The organism is Acinetobacter gyllenbergii, assembly GCF_001682515.1.
GTDB lineage: Bacteria > Pseudomonadota > Gammaproteobacteria > Pseudomonadales > Moraxellaceae > Acinetobacter > Acinetobacter gyllenbergii.
Genome location: NZ_KV575262.1, coordinates 150,981 through 169,283, shown reverse-complemented (window position 1 = coordinate 169,283; position 18,303 = coordinate 150,981). Strand labels below are relative to the sequence as shown.

The following is an 18,303-nucleotide window of genomic DNA, read 5'->3' as shown; positions in this document are numbered from 1 at the left end:
AAATTAAGAATATTGAGAGACATCGGCTTGGTAAAGATCAAGCGCTTCATCCATAGACATATTGTCTGGTGGCGGTGGCACAACACTGACTTTCGGTGCTTCAGCGACTTTGGCCGCTTTTGATTTTACTTGGTATTCGATGAAGATCGATTCTTTACCAAAATAATCACGAAGCTTACCAAGCAACTCATCCAGTGGCACCACTTTCCATTGCGGACCGAGATGGAGTTCCGCATTTGCAAAGCTTTGTTCTAGTTGAATTTGTAATCCAATGTGCTGGCACATATCGACATTGCAATAAGGCAATAGAATATTTTGCAAATCTTTGGCCAAAGATTTGGTCATGAGATCATGAGGTAGGCGAACCTGAATACTTTGCGCGCGTTTCTGACGAATTTCATTTAAGTTGAAGGCTTTGCTGAGGCGTGCCATTGGGCGATCAAAGCCTTCACGCTCGTAAATTTCACCTTCAATCACCACGACTTGTTCTAAGCGAATAATGTCTTTATAGCGCTGGAAACGTTCGTGGTTACAACTGATCTCAACACGGGCTGTACCATCATCTAGTGTGATCATGATACGGTTTGGGAAGTTGGCAATATCCACCACCAAACCCGCAAAAACCGTGGTAACACCTCGACGAGTCGGCGTCAGTTCATTGAGTTTTGCAGGGATAAATGATTTTAATTCAGGGCGATACACATCAATTGGATGACCTGTTAGGTAGAGACCAAGTGTATCTTTTTCACCTTTTAAACGGACTTCATCCGACCATGGTTTGACGGGCTTGGCGGGTTTGCGCTGAACTTCTTCAACTTCACCAAACAGATCCATAATCCCTGTTTCACGGTTGCTACGTGCTTGTTCAGCCGCTTGTACCGCTTCAGGTAACTGTGCCATCAGGCTAGAGCGTTCAATCCCCAGACAATCTAATGCACCTGCACGGATCAGTGCTTCTAAGGTACGCTTATTGATTTTTTTCAGATCAATACGATGGCAGAAATCAAATAAATCTTTATATGGACCTTCATTGATACGTGAATCGATGACCGATTGCATCGCTTGTTCACCGACACCTTTGATTGCGCCTAAACCATACACAATGGTTGCTTCGTCGCTGGCATGGAAATGATACAAAGACATATTTACGGAAGGTGGCAGTACCTCGAGTTTATTATTACGGCAGTCATCAATCAAAAACACGATACTGTCGGTATTCTGCATTTCCGAAGATAAAACGGCTGCCATAAATTCAGCAGGGTAATGCGCTTTTAACCAAGCCGTGTGGTAGGCAACCAAGGCATAAGCAGCCGCATGGGATTTGTTAAAACCATAGCCTGCGAACTTTTCCATATAGTCGAAGATATGGTTCGCAGTCGCTTCATCAATATCCTTTTTCGACGCACCTTCGATAAAGATCTGGCGCTGTTTCACCATTTCTTCAGGTTTCTTTTTACCCATAGCTCGACGGAGTAAATCGGCGCCACCGAGGGTATAGCCAGCACAGAACTGTGCAGCCTGCATCACCTGTTCTTGGTAAACCATAATCCCGTAAGTGGGTTCTAATACACCTTCAAGCAATGGGTGCAGATATTCAAACTCACCCCCATGCATACGATGGATGAAGTCTGGAATCAGATCCATCGGGCCAGGACGATACAAGGAAACGAAGGCAATAATTTCTTCGAATTTACTTGGTCTTGCTTCCTTGAGCATTTTTTTCATGCCCACGGATTCAAACTGGAATACCGCGGTGGTGTTGGCTTCCGCAAAGACTAAATAGGCATCTTTATCGTCAAGTGGGACATTGGAGATATTCAGTGGAATCTCAGATTTGATGCGTTTATTAATATTTTGAATCGCATCTTCAATGACGGTTAAGTTACGTAAGCCCAAGAAGTCGAACTTGACCAGACCCGCGGCTTCAACATCATCTTTATCGTATTGCGCAACACGGTTGGTGCCATCGGCATCACACAGGACTGCGGAATAATCCGTAATTTTCCCTGGCGCAATAACAACACCACCCGCATGTTTCCCGGTATTACGGGTGATCCCTTCGAGTTTGAGCGCCATTTCCCAAATTTCAGCCGCATCGTCATTGTCAGGGTTGGATGGGTTGGTGACGATATCTTTAAGCTGTGGCTCCATGTCAATCGCTGTGACCAAATCGACACCCAGCGGTTTAGTTGGAATCATTTTGGAAATACGGTCAGCAAGACCATAAGACTTACCTAAGACACGTGCCACATCTCGAATCGCACCTTTTGCCGCCATGGTACCGAATGTGGCAATCTGTGATACCGCTTGGCGACCATAGTTCTGTGCCACATATTCAATCACACGGTCACGGCCTGCGATACAGAAATCGACGTCGAAGTCGGGCATCGAAACACGTTCTGGGTTTAAGAAACGTTCAAACAGCAGATCATAACGTAAGGGGTCAAGGTCAGTAATTTTTAAACTATAGGCGACCAGTGAGCCTGCACCTGAACCACGGCCAGGGCCAACAGGAACACCGTTATTTTTCGCCCATTGAATAAAGTCCATGACGATCAGGAAGTAGCCAGGGAATCCCATTTTGAGGATAATATCGACTTCGTACTTGATCCGCTCATCATAAGGCTTGCGAATCTCGACCCAATCCTCATCACGTTCTTCAATTGGATAAAGATGGTTTAAACGTTCTTCCAAGCCCGTGCGTGATAAATGCTCGAAATAAGTATCGATGGTATAGCCATCAGGAATCGGGAAGTCGGGTAAGAAATAGGTGCCGAGTTGCAAGGCAACATTACAGCGTTTTGCAATTTGATAAGTGTTTTCAATCGCGCTTGGAATGTCTGAGAACAGCTCAGACATTTGCTCGCCCGTTTTAAAGTATTGTTCAGTGCTGTAGTTTTTGGGGCGTTTATCATCACCTAAGACATAACCATCAGCAATACATACCCGTGCTTCATGGGCTTCAAAATCGTCTTGTTCAACAAAGTGCACATCGTTATGTGCGACCACACCAACTTGATATTTGGCAGCGAGCTTGACTGCTTGCTGAATAAAATCTTCTTCACCGACGCGATCAGTGCGTGTTAAGGCCAAATAGACACGGTTACCAAACTTCTCAATCCACGCTTCTAACAAAGGTTCGGCTTTTTGCGGATTAGAAGAGCAGAGCATTTTGCCTACATCACTATGCTGTCCAAGCAAGACGATCAGATCATCGGATTGCTCAAGTACCCATTCTTTTTGCACGCATGGAATACTGAGTTGTTGACCTTCAATAAAGCCACGTGACACGATTTCAGTTAGATTCAGCCAACCTGTGCTGCTGGTTGCCAATAAGGTTGCACGGTGTTCTGCATCGTTGAGTCGAATCACGCTACCTAATATAGGTTTAATGCCTTTTTTTAAGCAAGCCTCATAAAACTTGACTGCGGCATGCAGGTTGGATAAGTCAGTGAGTGCTAAAGCAGGCATCTCATCTTTTATGGCAGCCTTGACCAAATCAGGTATGCGAACAATCGATTCCGTGATCGAAAATTCTGTGTGGATACCGAGATGAACAAACCGCATAGAAGGACTATCCTTTTTCAAAGCAACGCATAGTTTAGCATGCAAACCGAAAATGACATGCCTAATATTTTGGCAAACCGTGTTTTTGCTTTGTTATTTTTATAGAATATTAAAAATTAGTTTTTGATTTTTATGTAAATATAAATATTGGTTTACATAAAGTGTTTTGCCGTTAGAATATAACCGCATAAAAATGTAGCAATGTGAGCCAAATAATGAAATTAAAAAATATCGTACTTTCAATATTATTAACCAGCAGTTTATTTAGCATAAGCCATGCAGATGATGTGCCGTATAGCCCAGAATTGGTACAACAAGCTAAAAATGGTGATGCGATTGCTCAGAATAACTTAGGTGATGCTTATTATTATGGCATTGAAGTCGAACAGGATTTTGGTAAAGCATTGGAGTGGTTTAAGAAGTCTGCAGCAAAGGGTAATGCCGATGCAATTTTCTCTGTCGGCTATATGTATAACTATGGTGAAGGCACTGAAGAAGACAACCCAACCGCTTTAAAATGGTATACCCAAGCAGCGCAGAAAGGGCAGTTGAGAGCACAGTATTATCTCGGTTATATGTATCTGAATGGAGATGAAGGTGTTAAAGCCAATACCAAGAAGGGTTTAGAGTGGATGACCAAGTCTGCTGATGCGGGGCTGGATTTGGCACAAGTTGAGCTCGGTCATCTTTATAAAGAGGGAGATGAAGAGAAAGGTGTTGCTCAGGACTTGAATAAGGCGGTGCATTATTATCAATTGGCAGCTAAGCAAGATGAAGCTGGGGCGATCAATAATCTCGGTATTTTCTACTTAGAAGGGAATAGCGTGATTAAGCAGGACTATAAAGAAGCGATGCGCTTATTTAGTTTGGCATCCAAAGCGGAAGAGGCTTTAGGTTCTTATAATATGGCGTACATGTATGAAGAAGGCAAAGGCGTCGCGAAGAATTATAAAAAAGCGGTTGAATTTTATGAGCTGGCTTTTTCACAAGATGAAATGGATGCTTTGCTGTCTCTATCTCGTTTGTATGAAAAAGGCGGGTTTGGTTTAACCAAAAACTTAAAGAAAGCCAAAGAATACGAAGATTTATGGGATACCCTTCAATCAGCTGACGATTAATATGCTTTGATGGTGAATATGAAAATGAGGTATCTCCGCAAAAGATACCTCATAACTTAAATTTAGCGCATTTTTGCCAAGAAACGGCCTAAGCGATTAATAGCTTCACGCAGTTCATTTTCGGCAGGCAAGAACACCACGCGGAAGTGATCCGGTGTTGGCCAGTTAAAGCCAGTACCTTGAACCAGCAGCACTTTTTCGGCCTTTAAAAGATCCAGCATCAGTTTTTCATCATCTTCAATTGGATAAACTGTTGGATCAAGTTTAGGGAAGCAGTACATCGCACCATCAGGTTTAACACAGCTCAGACCTGGGATTTCATTCAGCATTTCCCATGCAATATTGCGTTGTTCGTATAAGCGACCGCCTGGGCGAATCAAATCATTAATCGACTGATAACCGCCGAGCGCAGTTTGGATCGCATATTGTGCTTGGTGATTGGCACATAGACGCATGGAAGCCAACATGTCTAAGCCTTCGATATAGTCAGCCGCACGTGCTTTGTTGCCTGTGATTGCCATCCAACCCGCGCGATAACCTGCAATACGGTAGGCTTTTGACAAACCATTGAATGAAATACACAGTTGATCGCCAGCCAAAGCTGCAACTGCCACATGCTCAATGCCGTCATAAACGATTTTGTCGTAAATTTCATCGGCAAATAAAATCAGGTCATGTTTTTTCGCTAGGGCAACAATTTGCTCCAACACATGGCGTGGATAGACGGAACCTGTTGGGTTGTTCGGATTGATAATTACAATACCACGCGTATTTGGTGTGATTTTGCTTTCCATATCCGCAATGTCTGGATACCAATAATTTTCAGAATCACATTTATAGTGAACTGCAGTTCCACCTGAAAGATTCACTGCCGCTGTCCATAGTGGATAGTCGGGCATAGGTACCAGCATTTCATCGCCGTCATCAAGCAGACCTTGCATCGCCATCACAATCAGTTCAGAAACACCATTTCCGACATACACATCATTGACATGCATATCAAAGATACCTTTCTGCTGGTAATACTGGCAGATGGCTTTACGTGCAGGGAAAATCCCTTTTGAATCGGTATAGCCAATTGCATTTGGAAGGTTTAATGCAACATCGTTAATAATTTCTTGAGGGGCTTCAAAACCAAAAGGTGCAGGGTTGCCGATATTTAGCTTGATGATCTTATGTCCTTGCTCCTCCATTTCATTGGCGGCGCGTAATACTGGTCCACGAATGTCATAACAAACATGCTCAAGCTTAGATGATTTTTTAATTTCTCGGCTTGATTGATTAGACTGGGAAACAACAGTATTTTTTGACATAGCTGGATTCACTTTTGCATATCGGTATAAATAACTTTTAAAGGTTTCGACGCTTACCAAATTCAGATCGTGTTGATCTCTCAACAATTCAACAATTTTTTCATGAGTAAAACCTGATTGTTGATATTGTCTGATCGTTGGTAAGAGGTTTTGAAAAACCACACTTTTTTTCTGAGACATTGTTTGCCCTATATCACCGTGCGAAATAAGCATAACACTATATTTGCTCACGAAGAAGACAATATTGTTAAAAGTTGCTTACTTTTGATTTTTAATTTGCTTTCTTTTTGCTATCAATAATTAAAGTGTTTAAATTTCACTAAATTATACGATCTGAGACTAGAGTTTTTTTTTTGAATGGCGTAAATATAAAACCTGATCATTAAGATAGTTCTAACATCAGAATAAAAGGTGCAGGTTATGGGAAAAGTGAATAAAACGGACCGAGAATGGCAAAGAGAATTATCACCTGAAGAATATCGCATCACTCGTCAAAAGGGCACAGAACCCGCATTTACTGGGCAATATTGGAACAATAAACAACATGGTACTTATGTTTGCCGTTGTTGCGGTGCGGAATTATTTTCTTCAGAAACAAAATATGATAGTGGTTGTGGTTGGCCGAGCTTTTTTAAACCTATTGATAGTGTTGCAATCGAAGAACATGAAGATGTATCACACGGTATGGTCAGAACAGAAATTGTCTGCCATGATTGCGATGCACATTTGGGCCATGTGTTTGAGGATGGTCCACAGCCGACAGGACTGCGTTATTGCGTGAATTCGGCATCATTACAACTTAAAACAGAAGAAAAGAACGACGAGGAAACGTATCCATGAGTAACATTTATCAGTTTGAAGCTGAATTGTTAGAGGGAGAAACAAAAGCGCTCGCTGATTATAAAGGCAAGGTCATGCTGATTGTAAATACTGCCAGCAAATGTGGTTTTACTCCGCAGTTTGCGGGACTTGAGAAACTTTATGAAAAATATAATGCTCAAGGCTTAGAGGTTTTAGGATTTCCATGTAATCAATTTGGAGGACAAGACCCAGGCACCAATAAGGAAATCGGGGCATTTTGTCAGCGCAATTATGGCGTCAGTTTTCCCATGTTTGCCAAGGTGGATGTGAAAGGACCTGAAGCACATGTGATTTTCCGTTATTTAACGCGTGAAGCGAAGGGGCTTTTGGGGAGTCGTAATATCAAATGGAATTTTACCAAGTTTTTGGTGGGGCGTAATGGTGAGGTTTTAGAGCGTTATGCACCTACTACCAAGCCAGATGCCCTAGAAGCTGATATTGAAAAAGCATTAGCGAAGAAATAAATGAGCAAAGTTTTGGTTGAGGTTTGAATTCTTTTGGACTCAACTGTTGAATTCTGGAGTGATCCAGACATGCCTTATGTGGAAACGCGTAGGGCATGTCAAAGTCGAATCTGCTATAAATCACATAGCCATCCGACCTTTTCGATTGGCGCAGTAGATGCGGGACAAAGTCATTTTTCAAGTTTTTTTGCCCAAGACCAACTGATTCAGGCTGGTAGTATTGTTGTTATTCCAGCTCATGTAGAACACTCCTGTAATCCTTTGCCAAATCAGGCATGGAGCTACCAGATGATGCATTTGGATGCGGCATGGTTGACTGCATTGATAGAGGAACTGCAACATCATACGGATCTAAACGTTGATTTTGATGCGCCGTATTTACCTCAATTAAAACCCAGTGTTATAAATGAGCTGAGTGTTTATCAGGCATTTTCGAGCTTAAATGCAGTTTTTTTTAATCCACAAATTTCACTATTAGAAAAAGAACATCATTTAATTCAGGTCTTAACCCATATATTACTCCCTTATTTTAACTGGGAGACAATTGAACCTCCTCGCTATTTTCAACAGTATTTACCTAATTTACTGGAATGTCTCGAGGACAATATTGAGGGACTGTCACTGCAACAGCTTGCTGAAAAGATGCAACTCAGCCGTTATGCATTAATTCGTTTATTTAAACATTATTTTGGCTTAACACCGCATGCCTATCAATTGAATGATAAGGTCAATCAAGCCCGTCAACGCTTGAGAAAAGGTTGTGATTTAGCGCAATTGGCATACGAACTGGATTTTACTGATCAAAGTCATTTTCATCGCGTTTTTAAACAACATACTGGCATAACGCCTAAGCAATATTATAAAAAATCTTAGTCCACGCAATTTTATACAAGAACGAAACGCAACACTTTTTTAAGCTGACTCCAATTCATTTGGAGAGTAGTTATGGAGCTATTTCTGAGCATTGCAATTACACATTTTATTGCGTTACTGACACCCGGCGCAGATTTCTTTCTAATTTTGAAAACCTTGATGCAGAGTCAGAAAAAGGCTGCGAGATTTACTTGTGCAGGTATTGCATTGGGGAATGCCATCATACTGATCAGCATCTATTTGAGTTTATTTATCATCGGTCAGGTGAATACCGAATTATTCATCCTCATGAAGTGGTTGGGTGTGCTTTATTTTGCCTATTTGGCGATTCAATGTTTTCGTTTGGCTCAATCAGCACAGAGGGTCAATCAACTTGCTGAGCAATGCGTTGATCAACCGCAAAAGTATGCTGAGTTGAAGGCTTTTCTATCAGGCCTACTTTCAAGTTTGTTAAACCCGAAAAATTTGATGTTCTATAGTGTCTTGGTGATCTTGATTTATCCGCAATATAATTTTGTTCAAAATGCTTTACTGTGTTTTTGGATGGTGGGTTTGGTGCTGATCTGGAATCTCGCTATCGTTCAATTGATCAGTTCAAACATTTACCTGTCTTGGTTAAATCGGCATCTACAGCATTTATATTATTTAGCAGGATTCAGTTTTTTGTTGTTTATGCTGGTACTGATTATGTATTAAATAAAAAGACGGTCAAATGACCGTCTTTTTATGCGAGTTTATTGAGTCTGTTCAACAGATTGAGGTGGTGTCTTCCTAAAGCTATGGATCTTGCGATTGATATCATCGATAAAGGTGTACACCACAGGAATCACCAATAACGATAAGAAGGTACTGGTAATCAAGCCACCAATGACCGAGATTGCCATTGGTGCACGGAAGCTTGGATCAGTCCCAATGCCGAGTGCAATTGGCAGCATTCCTGCACCCATTGCCAGCGTAGTCATGATGATCGGGCGTGCCCGTTTATGGCAGGCATCGAGTAGGGCATTGAATCGCGAATAATGCTTTTCATTCCTTGCGATAATCGCGTAATCGACCAGTAGAATGGAGTTTTTACTGGCAATCCCCATCAGCATAATCAGACCAATCAAACTTGGCATTGAGAAACTACTTTTGGCTAACAGCAGCATCACGAATGCACCACCCAGTGATAGAGGTAAGGCCACCAGAATGGTAATTGGCTGCAAGAAGTCTTTAAATAACAATACCAATACGACGTAGATACATAAAACGCCTGTCAGCATCGCTAAACCAAAACTAGAGAACAGTTCCTGCATCACCTCAGCATCACCAATATTGGTACGCTTTACCGTAGGGGGGAGATTCTTCATGGTTGGTAGTTGATCGACTTTGGCAGCAATATCCCCTAAAGGTTGATTATTTAGTTCAATATTAAAATTGATATTACGCAAGCGGTTAAAGCGGTCAATTTGTGATGGACCACTTTCAATATTAACGTCTGCAATAGTACCGAGCATCACAGGACCTCGACTCCCTTTCACCATCAAGCGTTTCATGAGCTCCTGATCTTGACGGGCAGTTAGTGGTAATTTAATCACTACAGGCACTTGGCGTTGAGACAGATTGAGTTTTGCCAAGTTTTGATCGAAGTCACCCGCAGTCGCAATGCGTAAAGTTTCCGCAATATCATAGGTGGTCACACCTAAATCAGCTGCTTTGGCAAAGTCTGGACGAATTACTAATTCGGGGCGAATCAAAGCCGCACTGGAGGTGATACTGCCTACATTTGGAATGGTACGTAATTCACGTTCAAGGCTACGGGCAGTTGCCATTAATGCTTCTGGATCATCACCTGATAAAGCCAGTTGGTATTGACTATTATTACCCGCTAAACCGACTTGAATACGTGCACCCGGAACTGGGGCAAGACGTTGGCGTAGTTGCTCCTCAATGTCTTGTAAGCTGGCACTACGATCAGAACGTTCCGTGGTTTGAATGGTGAGGGTCGCTTTACGTGGCTCACTGGATGCACCACCGGCAAAAGGATCTGTTCCCGCAGCACCACCACCAATGGTGGTATAGATGCTTTTAATCTCGGGATGATCTTTAATCAGTGTACGTGCATATTCAGCAGTGTTGAGAGTGTCTCCAAACTGTGAACCTGGGGTAAGCTCCAAACGAACCTGCGTTTGTCCTGTATCTGGTGGAGGAACAAAACCTGTTGGCAACAATGGAATCAGTAAAACTGAACAGACGAAGAAGGCAATTGCACCACTTAAAGTGAACCAACGATGATTGAGGCACCATGTCACCAATCGCATATAGCCACGCATGACTTTACCATCTTTGGCGCGGTCTTTGGCAAGACTGCTGCTACCTTGGTCGCTTATGACTTGGGCTGATGTAGATTCATCCTGTGGTTCGACTTTGCCTATCCAAGGTTTTAGCAGATAGGCGGACATCATCGGGGTGAGTAAACGCGCAACAAGTAGTGAAGCAAAAATTGCCAATGCCGCTGTCCAACCAAATTGAACAAAGAATTTACCTGCAATACCACTCATAAAAGCCGTGGGTAGGAATACCGCAATTAATGTGAAAGTGGTGGCAATCACGGCCAGACCAATTTCATCGGCTGCTTCCATGGCCGCTTCATACGGCGTTTTACCCATACGTAAATGCCGGATAATATTTTCAATCTCAACAATAGCATCATCAACCAGAATACCTACCACCAATGACATGGCCAATAGCGTCACTGTATTGAGGGTGAAACCAAAGAAATACATGCCAATTAAGGCAGGTAAAATTGATAATGGCAGGGCAGTTGCAGCAATGATGGTGGCACGCCAATCGCGTAAGAATAACCAGACCACCAAGATCGCTAATATCGCACCTTCATACAACAGTGACATTGAGCCTTCGTAGTTGTCCTGAACAGGTTTTACAAAGTTAAATGCTTCAGTAATTTTGATATCGGGATGTGCCGCTTTGAGTTTATCTAGAGCAACAACAACCCCTTTTTCAACATCGACCTCACTGGCACCCTTACTACGCGTGATTTCAAAGCCAATCACTGGTTGGCCATTCAATAAGGCTGCAGAGCGCCGTTCAGCCATGCCATCACGAACAGTTGCAACCTGATCCAAACGAATATGTCGGCCATCGCTGAGGGCAATATCCATTGCACCAATTTCAGCAGCGGTTTTTACCGTCGCAATGGTACGGATGGATTGTTCACTGCCTCCAATTTTGGTTTGACCACCTGAGGCATCTTGCTGAATCAAACGTAGTTGACGGGTAATGTCGGTTGCAGTTGCATTTAGTGCCAGCAGCTTTTCAGGATCAAGTTCGACTTCAACTTGACGCGTGACACCACCAACACGAGCGACAGCGCCAACACCTTTGACTTGTAACATGGCACGGGCAATATCATAGTCCACAAACCATGACAGTGCTTCTTCATCCATCTTTGGTGATTGGATGGTGTAGGTCAGAATCGGGGAACCAGAAAGATTGATTTTACTAACAATTGGATCTCTCAGATCGGCAGGGAGGTCAGAACGTACTTGTGACACGGCATTACGTACATCATCAACTGCTTCTTGCAGTGGCTTTTCTAGTTGAAATTCTGCTGTGACAGTGACGACACCATCTTGAATGTTGGTGTACTGATTCCTTAAACCTTGCAAGGTTGCGATTGAGTTTTCAATCTTACGTGCGACTTCGGTTTCAAGTTGCGGTGGTGCAGCACCAGGTAGGGCCGCAGTTACCGTCACCATGGGGAGCTCAATGTCGGGGAACTGCTGGATCTTCATCCATTTAAAACACAGCAATCCTGCCAAACCCAGCATAATAAATAACAGGATGCCGGGAATAGGATTGCGGATCGACCAAGCGGAGAAATTCATGCTATTTCTCCTGTGTAGTTACGAGCTGTTTGCTCAGTGGTGTTTCAGGAATTTCTTTGGCAATCGTGACCAGATCACCATCTGCCAAGAAACCTGTACCCGAGGAAACCACTTTCACGTTTGCAGCTAAATCTAACAGTTCAACACGATCTCCTAAACGGCGACCAACAGTGACTTTCTGTTGAGTGACACGATTCTTGTCATTAACAATAAAGACATAGGAAAAACCATCACGCAACAGTAGAGCTGTTTGTGGAACTGTCAATGCAAGTTTCTGACCTAAATCAAATTCACCTTTAACAAACATGCCCATACGCACAGCCTGTGTGGTTGGAATATCCACATAAACCAAGCCATAGCGGGTTTGTGGATCAATCACAGGTGCAATCATTCTGACTTTACCTGTCACTGCAGGTTGCGCAGGGTCAGGTGAAACAATATGTGCGGTCATGCCTTGTTTGAGCTTATACAAATCTGATGTGGTGACTTCCGCGCGCCATTCCAGACGATGATCCCGAATCAAACGGAACAGTTCTTGACCAGTTTGTGCAAGAGAACCGACTGTGGCTGTGCGGGCTGAAATTACGCCATTGTCTGGTGAAACCACTTGAGTCTGTGCTAAGCGTAATTGATTACTTTCGATTTGTGCTTTGGCTGCATCAAGCCGTGCTTGAGCAGTGGCTTGAGAGGTTTGATACTGAGTAGACTCTTGCGCTGAAATTGCGCCTGTGTTTTTTAATTGCTGGATACGTTTATTGTTGGTGATCGCATCAGCTAGGACAGCTTGTGCTTCGGCATAACTGGCTTTGGCTGCTGCCAAATCTGCACGGATAGTTTCACTATTAATTTCAGCCAAGACTTGACCACGTCGAACTTCATCGCCGACATTGACATTGACCCTGGTGAGGCGCTGGCCTGAGAGTTCGCTGCCAATCACCACTTCTTGCCATGCCGCAATGTTGCCATTGGCAGTAAAGGTTTGTTGCCAGTTTTGTTGTTGCGGCGAAACCACGGTCACGGTGAGTGCTGCTTTCTGTGCAGTTGGATTGGTATTTTTTTGCTTTTCAGTCACCGTTGATTTTGGAGCAGTTCCAATCCGCCAAATCCCGATTGCAGCAATTAAAAATACAGCAATGATTGCTAAAATGAGCCAACCCTTTTTCTTTATTTTCTTGGGAGTTTGTGAAGTCATCTTTCCATAGTCATCAAGTTTTGATGGCTAAGTATAGACGAAGATTTCAACAGTTGGTCAATCGCCCATAGACAGATAAAAAAATTAATAAGGTCACTTATCTATATTGCTGTTCAGTAGAATAAAAGTGTGAAACGCTTCAATTCCACTCTCTTATGCTGTCATAAAGGCGAACTGCTGCTTTAGAGTGGCAGTAAACGATTGGAGACCACGTTTTTCATAACAATGGTTGAGGTCAAACGCTGGACATTGGGTAAGGCAGACAGGCTGTCATCATAGAGTTTTTGGAAACTGGCCAAGTCTTTAGCCACAACATGCAGTAAATAATCTGGATTTCCAAATAAACGTTGCGCCTGAATGACATTGGCAATTTCAATGACTTTTTCTTCAAAGGCAGACAGGGCTTTTTTATCCCCATCTTTTAAGGTGACAAAGATGATCGCCGAAAAATTAAGGCCGATTTTTGAAGCCTCTAGATCGGCATGATAGCCCTTAATGACTCCACTTTCTTCCAATGCTTTAACACGACGATGGCATGGTGACAGACTTAAACCGATTCTTTCCGCCAGTTCCGTGATAGATAATCGCCCATTTGCTTGTAGTTCAGCAATAATTTTCTTATCAATGCGATCCATTTAGAAGAATCTCCCTTCGGGCTTTGAAGATATAGAAGTATTTGGAATAACATTTTCACCATTAAAGCATATCCTTTCTCAACAATCTTCACCAAATGGTGAAAAAGAAAACGATCAAAGGTCGTATTGTCGATGTGGGAAGGGCTTTGCTTATGGAACTTAGTGTGATTTTTGCTTTTTGGTGCGTTTCGATCTTATTCGTATTAACGCCTGGCGCCGATTGGGCTTATGTCATTCTTGCAGGCATCAAAGGTAAATTTATTCTAAATGCCGTCACTGGTTTAGTGTTTGGGCATCTCATGGCGATCTTATGTGTTGCAGCAGGTGTGGGCGCTTTGGTGCAACATTATCCGATTTTACTCACTGCAATGACGATCATGGGAGCCTGTTATTTGTTATGGATGGGCATCAATCTATTTATACATCCAGCGACCATTTCAACTGAGACCGATGCTACGCAATCGCTTGATTCAGCAGGTTCATGGCTGATTAAAGGGGTGGGAATTAGTGGCTTAAATCCGAAAGTCTTACTGTTGTTTTTTGCCTTGTTGCCACCGTTTATTCATCCACAAATGGCATTTTCACCAACGGTACAAATTATTTTGCTAGGGCTCATTCATTTAATCAGTTGTGCTGTGGTGTATATGTTTGTCGGGATAGCAGCCAAGAAATTACTTAGAAGCAGACCGCGTGCAGTAAAAGCAGTCAGTCGTATTTCGGGCGGACTGATGATGCTCATCGCAGCAATTCTATTTATTGGGCAAATTTAAAATAAATGTTCCATTCTGCCTATTTATAAAGCTTTAAATTTATCATCATTGAATTCATGATCTTAATTTTAATAGGGTTCGGGTTTTAAAAATCATAAAATTGTACAGTGGCACATATAGGTAAAAAATAGTGTAAAACGTATCAATTCTCATTTATTATGCGATTTTTTAAGTCGGCTGGTAAAGATCATGGGTAGACAACTTAAACCATTAGTGCTGATGATGGCATGTGCTTCAATGGGGACAACGGCTGTTTTTGCAGATGAAGTGCAACAGGGGCAAGCAGCGGATGCAACCGTGACATTAAATACAATTCGTATTACTGCCAGTGCGGATGCATCAGCAGATGGTTTAATGGATCCTTTTGCAGGTGGACAAGTTGCCAGTGGTGGTCGGGTCGGGATCTTTGGTAATCAGAAGAACCTGGATACACCATTCAACTTAACCAGTTATACCAATGAATATATTCAGTCCAAGCAAGCTAAAAGTGTAGGCGATGTATTAAAGGCTGATCCAAGCGTTCGTGTTGGGCGTGGTTTCGGAAACTTTCAGGAATCTTATTACATCCGAGGTTTTAATTTAGGGTCAGATGATACGGCTTATAATGGGCTGTATTCCATTCTACCACGCCAATATATTCCAACAGAGTTATTTGAACGTGTCGAAGTGCTTAAAGGTGCTTCATCTTTCTTAAATGGTGCGATGCCGGGCAATGGCGGAATTGGTGGGGCAATTAATCTATTGCCAAAACGTGCAGGTAATGAACCATTAAATCGTGTTACGGTTGGTACAGATTTTAACGGTGGCCAAATTGCCAGTGATATGTCTCGTCGCTTTGGCGAAAACCAAGAGTTTGGTGTACGTGTAAACACCGCTTATCATGGTGGCAATACCAGCGTTGATAATGAGAAAAATTCATTAGGTTTAGCTTCTATTGGATTAGATTACCGTGGCGATCGTTTGCGTTTGTCTGGTGATATGGGGTACAGCAATAACCGTTTAGATGCAACACGACCTAATATTTCTCTTGCAGGTTTGACTGAAGTACCTGCTGCAATAAAGGCGAGTCGTAACTATGCACAAAAATGGACCTATTCTAATGAAGAGGACGTGTTTGGTAGTTACCGTGCAGAATATGATTTAACTGATGCTGTAACCGCTTATGCAGCTTATGGTTTCCGTCATGGTGAAGAGCAAAATAGTCTGGCAAATCCGACTTTAACCAATGTCTCTAATGGTGATGCGAAATATTCACGCTTTGACAATGGTCGGGTCGATATGGTGAATACTGGTGAAATTGGTGTTCGCGGTAAGTTACAGACAGGTTCTATCCAGCATAATCTAGTGTTATCAGGCTCTGCATTCCAGCAAAATACCCGTAATGGCTGGGCCATGAGCGGAAGTAACACCACTAATATTCTGCATCCAGATTATAGCAATGCACCTGAATTGACGATTGGTAATCCAGAGCGTGTCAATGATCCTAAGCTTGGTACACGTACCCGTCTAAGAAGTATCGCGATTGGGGATAATATTTCTGCGCTTGATGATAAGTTGATCGTGATGCTTGGCGCGCGCTATCAAAAGATTATGCAGGAAACTTATAACTATCAGACCGATGGAAGTAAAATCAATCCAGCATATAATGAGGCGAAATGGACGCCTGCTTTAGGTGTGACTTATAAACTGACGCCAGAATTTTCTGTGTATGCAAACTATATCGAATCATTGGCGAAAGGGTTAAGTAATACTACAGTGGATGTCACTACCACTCTTAAACCTTTTGTTGCCAAGCAAAAAGAAATTGGTGCTAAATACGAAAATGATCGTTTAGGTGCGAGTATCAGTTTATTTGACATTAATAAGCAGCGTGGTGTCTTGCAAGATGGGGTATTTAGTGATGCTGGTGAATATGTTCATCGTGGTGTCGAGCTAAATACCTATGGCAAGCTGACTGATTCAATTACGGTATTGGGCGGTGCGTCGTGGCTACATGCCAAGCAAAAGAATACAGGATCTGCCTTATATGATGACAATAATGAAGTTGGCGTGCCAAAGTTCCAAGCCAATTTAGGTGCTGAATGGGCGTTGCCAGTTCCGCAAGATATCTCCTTAAATGCACAATTGACTTATACAGGCTCGACTTATGCAAGTCTGGACAATAAGTTAAAAGTGAATGACTGGACTACGCTGGATATCGGTGCGAACTATAAAACCCAGCTTGGACAAACACCAACCACTTTCAACTTTAACGTGAATAATGTCTTCAATAAAGATTATTGGTCTTCTGTTGGCTTATCTGACAATATCAATAGCACTTCAAATACCAATAATGGTTATGTTGTAGCAGGTCTACCGCGTACCTTTATGCTCAGCGCAAGCTTTGATTTCTAATGTATTGATTTAAAAAAAATCCCCGAATATTCGGGGATTTTTTTATTTATAGAATTGCTTTCAGGCGTTTGACCACTTCTTCACACTGTGCCAAATCTGCAACCAAAGCCATTCTGACATGACCTTCACCCGGATTACCTTGTTCTGTGTCACGAGACAGATAACGGCCTGGTAAAACCTTGATATGCGCTTTTTCCATCAACATTTTGGCAAAAGTTTCATCGTTATCGACTTTTAACCAGTAATAGAAGCCCGCATCTGGTTTTTGTAAAGGCAATAAATGACCGAGTTCAGACTGGAATAAATCAAACTTGGCACGATATTGCTGACGGTTTTCTTCAACATGTGCTTCGTCATTCCATGCCGCAATTGAAGCCAACTGATTTTGTACTGGCATTGCAGCGCCGTGATAGGTGCGATATTGCAGATATGGTTTTAATAAAGCCGCATCACCTGCAACAAAACCAGAACGCATGCCTGGTAAGTTTGAACGTTTAGACAGGGAATGGAACACGATACAATTCTTATAATCATCACGGCCTATTTCGGCACAAACTTCTAAAAGTCCGATCGGCGCTTGATCAAACCAAAGTTCCGAATAACACTCATCCGATGCAATCACGAAACCATATTGATCAGACAGGGCAATCAGCTTTTTAAACTGTTCTTTTGACAGGACCGTTCCTGTCGGATTGCCTGGCGTACACACAAACAGTAAGGCTGTTTTTTCCCAGACTTCCGCTGGGACAGCATCAAAGTCACCTAAGTAACCATTTTCTTCAGTACAGTTAATAAAATAGGGTTTTGCACCTGCAAGTAGGGCTGCACCTTCATAAATCTGATAAAACGGATTTGGCATCACCACATAGGGTGCATCTTCACGCTTAATCAAAGCTTGTACAAAAGAGAAAATACCTTCACGTGTACCAGAAACAGGCAGGATATGATCTTCTGCACTAATATGATTCAACTTGAAGCGATTGCTGAGCCACTGTGCAATACTTTGGCGCAACTCGGGCAGACCTTTACTGTTCGGGTAAGTCGATAGATGGGCAAAATTATCAATAATCGCTTGTTTGACGAACTCTGGCGCAGGATGTTTAGGCTCACCAATTGATAAAGGAATCAACGGTAAATTGGCAGGTTGCACATCTTTAAAAAGTTGGTTTAACTTTTCAAAAGGATAGGGATGCAATAACGACAAGCTAGAGTTCATTTAAACAGTTACC

General features: G+C 42.5%; 13 protein-coding genes. 7 read left to right on the top strand and 6 right to left on the bottom strand.

Annotation, left to right across the window (positions count from 1 at the left end):
* Window positions 1–3: 3 nt before the first annotated feature.
* Window positions 4–3,567, bottom strand: coding sequence for a DNA polymerase III subunit alpha (dnaE, locus tag NG55_RS06800; RefSeq protein WP_065342805.1), 3,564 nt, complete (start codon window positions 3,565–3,567; stop codon window positions 4–6).
* A gap of 215 nt (window positions 3,568–3,782) precedes the next feature.
* Between dnaE and NG55_RS06795 the strand changes: the two genes are divergently transcribed.
* Window positions 3,783–4,685 (top strand): tetratricopeptide repeat protein, encoded by a 903-nt coding sequence (locus NG55_RS06795; protein ID WP_016543260.1) that lies wholly within the window; start codon window positions 3,783–3,785, stop codon window positions 4,683–4,685.
* A 62-nt stretch (window positions 4,686–4,747) separates the two neighbouring features.
* Here NG55_RS06795 and NG55_RS06790 read toward each other — a convergent pair whose 3' ends face one another.
* Complete coding sequence (locus NG55_RS06790; protein ID WP_065342804.1) at window positions 4,748–6,178, bottom strand: pyridoxal phosphate-dependent aminotransferase; 1,431 nt, start codon at window positions 6,176–6,178, stop codon at window positions 4,748–4,750.
* Between the two features lie 240 nt (window positions 6,179–6,418).
* Between NG55_RS06790 and msrB the strand changes: the two genes are divergently transcribed.
* The 4 genes from msrB to NG55_RS06770 all read left to right on the top strand — a co-directional run bounded on the left by msrB (window position 6,419) and on the right by NG55_RS06770 (window position 8,892).
* Window positions 6,419–6,838 carry a peptide-methionine (R)-S-oxide reductase MsrB gene (msrB, locus tag NG55_RS06785; RefSeq protein ID WP_016543262.1) on the top strand — a complete coding sequence of 140 codons (420 nt, stop codon included), beginning with the start codon at window positions 6,419–6,421 and terminating at the stop codon, window positions 6,836–6,838.
* Complete coding sequence (locus NG55_RS06780; RefSeq protein WP_016543263.1) at window positions 6,835–7,323, top strand: glutathione peroxidase; 489 nt, start codon at window positions 6,835–6,837, stop codon at window positions 7,321–7,323. Before msrB ends, NG55_RS06780 begins: the two co-directional genes overlap by 4 nt.
* Before the next feature lie 33 nt (window positions 7,324–7,356).
* Window positions 7,357–8,196 (top strand): AraC family transcriptional regulator, encoded by an 840-nt coding sequence (locus NG55_RS06775; protein ID WP_407638700.1) that lies wholly within the window; start codon window positions 7,357–7,359, stop codon window positions 8,194–8,196.
* Window positions 8,197–8,268: 72 nt separating this feature from the next.
* Window positions 8,269–8,892: a LysE family translocator gene (locus NG55_RS06770; protein ID WP_065342802.1), complete on the top strand. Its 624-nt coding sequence runs from the start codon at window positions 8,269–8,271 to the stop codon at window positions 8,890–8,892.
* A gap of 38 nt (window positions 8,893–8,930) precedes the next feature.
* Here the strand turns inward: NG55_RS06770 and NG55_RS06765 are convergent, their stop codons facing one another.
* The 3 genes from NG55_RS06765 to NG55_RS06755 form a co-directional block, all read right to left on the bottom strand.
* Entirely contained in the window at window positions 8,931–12,083 is a 3,153-nt protein-coding gene (locus NG55_RS06765) for an efflux RND transporter permease subunit (RefSeq protein WP_065342801.1), read from the bottom strand.
* Between the two features lies 1 nt (window position 12,084).
* Window positions 12,085–13,275 carry an efflux RND transporter periplasmic adaptor subunit gene (locus tag NG55_RS06760; protein WP_065342800.1) on the bottom strand — a complete coding sequence of 397 codons (1,191 nt, stop codon included), beginning with the start codon at window positions 13,273–13,275 and terminating at the stop codon, window positions 12,085–12,087.
* Window positions 13,276–13,457: 182 nt separating this feature from the next.
* On the bottom strand, window positions 13,458–13,910 hold the full coding sequence (locus NG55_RS06755; protein WP_016543268.1) for an Lrp/AsnC family transcriptional regulator: 453 nt from the start codon (window positions 13,908–13,910) through the stop codon (window positions 13,458–13,460).
* A gap of 152 nt (window positions 13,911–14,062) precedes the next feature.
* On the opposite strand from NG55_RS06755, the gene NG55_RS06750 reads away from it, so the two are divergent.
* Both NG55_RS06750 and NG55_RS06745 read left to right on the top strand, forming a co-directional pair.
* The gene (locus NG55_RS06750) at window positions 14,063–14,680 is read left to right on the top strand and encodes a LysE family translocator (RefSeq protein ID WP_016660622.1); all 618 of its coding nucleotides are present in this window, start codon (window positions 14,063–14,065) and stop codon (window positions 14,678–14,680) included.
* 189 nt (window positions 14,681–14,869) lie between these two features.
* Window positions 14,870–17,074: a TonB-dependent receptor gene (locus tag NG55_RS06745; protein WP_065342799.1), complete on the top strand. Its 2,205-nt coding sequence runs from the start codon at window positions 14,870–14,872 to the stop codon at window positions 17,072–17,074.
* A 46-nt stretch (window positions 17,075–17,120) separates the two neighbouring features.
* Here NG55_RS06745 and dapC read toward each other — a convergent pair whose 3' ends face one another.
* Window positions 17,121–18,290, bottom strand: coding sequence for a succinyldiaminopimelate transaminase (dapC, locus tag NG55_RS06740; protein WP_065342798.1), 1,170 nt, complete (start codon window positions 18,288–18,290; stop codon window positions 17,121–17,123).
* Window positions 18,291–18,303: the final 13 nt, after the last annotated feature.

Coding starts and splice junctions, on each gene's coding strand:
- dnaE (WP_065342805.1), bottom strand. CDS start 3,567: ATGCGGTTTGTTCATCTCGGTATCCACACAGAATTTTCGATCACGGAA.
- NG55_RS06795 (WP_016543260.1), top strand. CDS start 3,783: ATGAAATTAAAAAATATCGTACTTTCAATATTATTAACCAGCAGTTTA.
- NG55_RS06790 (WP_065342804.1), bottom strand. CDS start 6,178: ATGTCTCAGAAAAAAAGTGTGGTTTTTCAAAACCTCTTACCAACGATC.
- msrB (WP_016543262.1), top strand. CDS start 6,419: ATGGGAAAAGTGAATAAAACGGACCGAGAATGGCAAAGAGAATTATCA.
- NG55_RS06780 (WP_016543263.1), top strand. CDS start 6,835: ATGAGTAACATTTATCAGTTTGAAGCTGAATTGTTAGAGGGAGAAACA.
- NG55_RS06770 (WP_065342802.1), top strand. CDS start 8,269: ATGGAGCTATTTCTGAGCATTGCAATTACACATTTTATTGCGTTACTG.
- NG55_RS06765 (WP_065342801.1), bottom strand. CDS start 12,083: ATGAATTTCTCCGCTTGGTCGATCCGCAATCCTATTCCCGGCATCCTG.
- NG55_RS06760 (WP_065342800.1), bottom strand. CDS start 13,275: ATGACTTCACAAACTCCCAAGAAAATAAAGAAAAAGGGTTGGCTCATT.
- NG55_RS06755 (WP_016543268.1), bottom strand. CDS start 13,910: ATGGATCGCATTGATAAGAAAATTATTGCTGAACTACAAGCAAATGGG.
- NG55_RS06750 (WP_016660622.1), top strand. CDS start 14,063: ATGGAACTTAGTGTGATTTTTGCTTTTTGGTGCGTTTCGATCTTATTC.
- NG55_RS06745 (WP_065342799.1), top strand. CDS start 14,870: ATGGGTAGACAACTTAAACCATTAGTGCTGATGATGGCATGTGCTTCA.
- dapC (WP_065342798.1), bottom strand. CDS start 18,290: ATGAACTCTAGCTTGTCGTTATTGCATCCCTATCCTTTTGAAAAGTTA.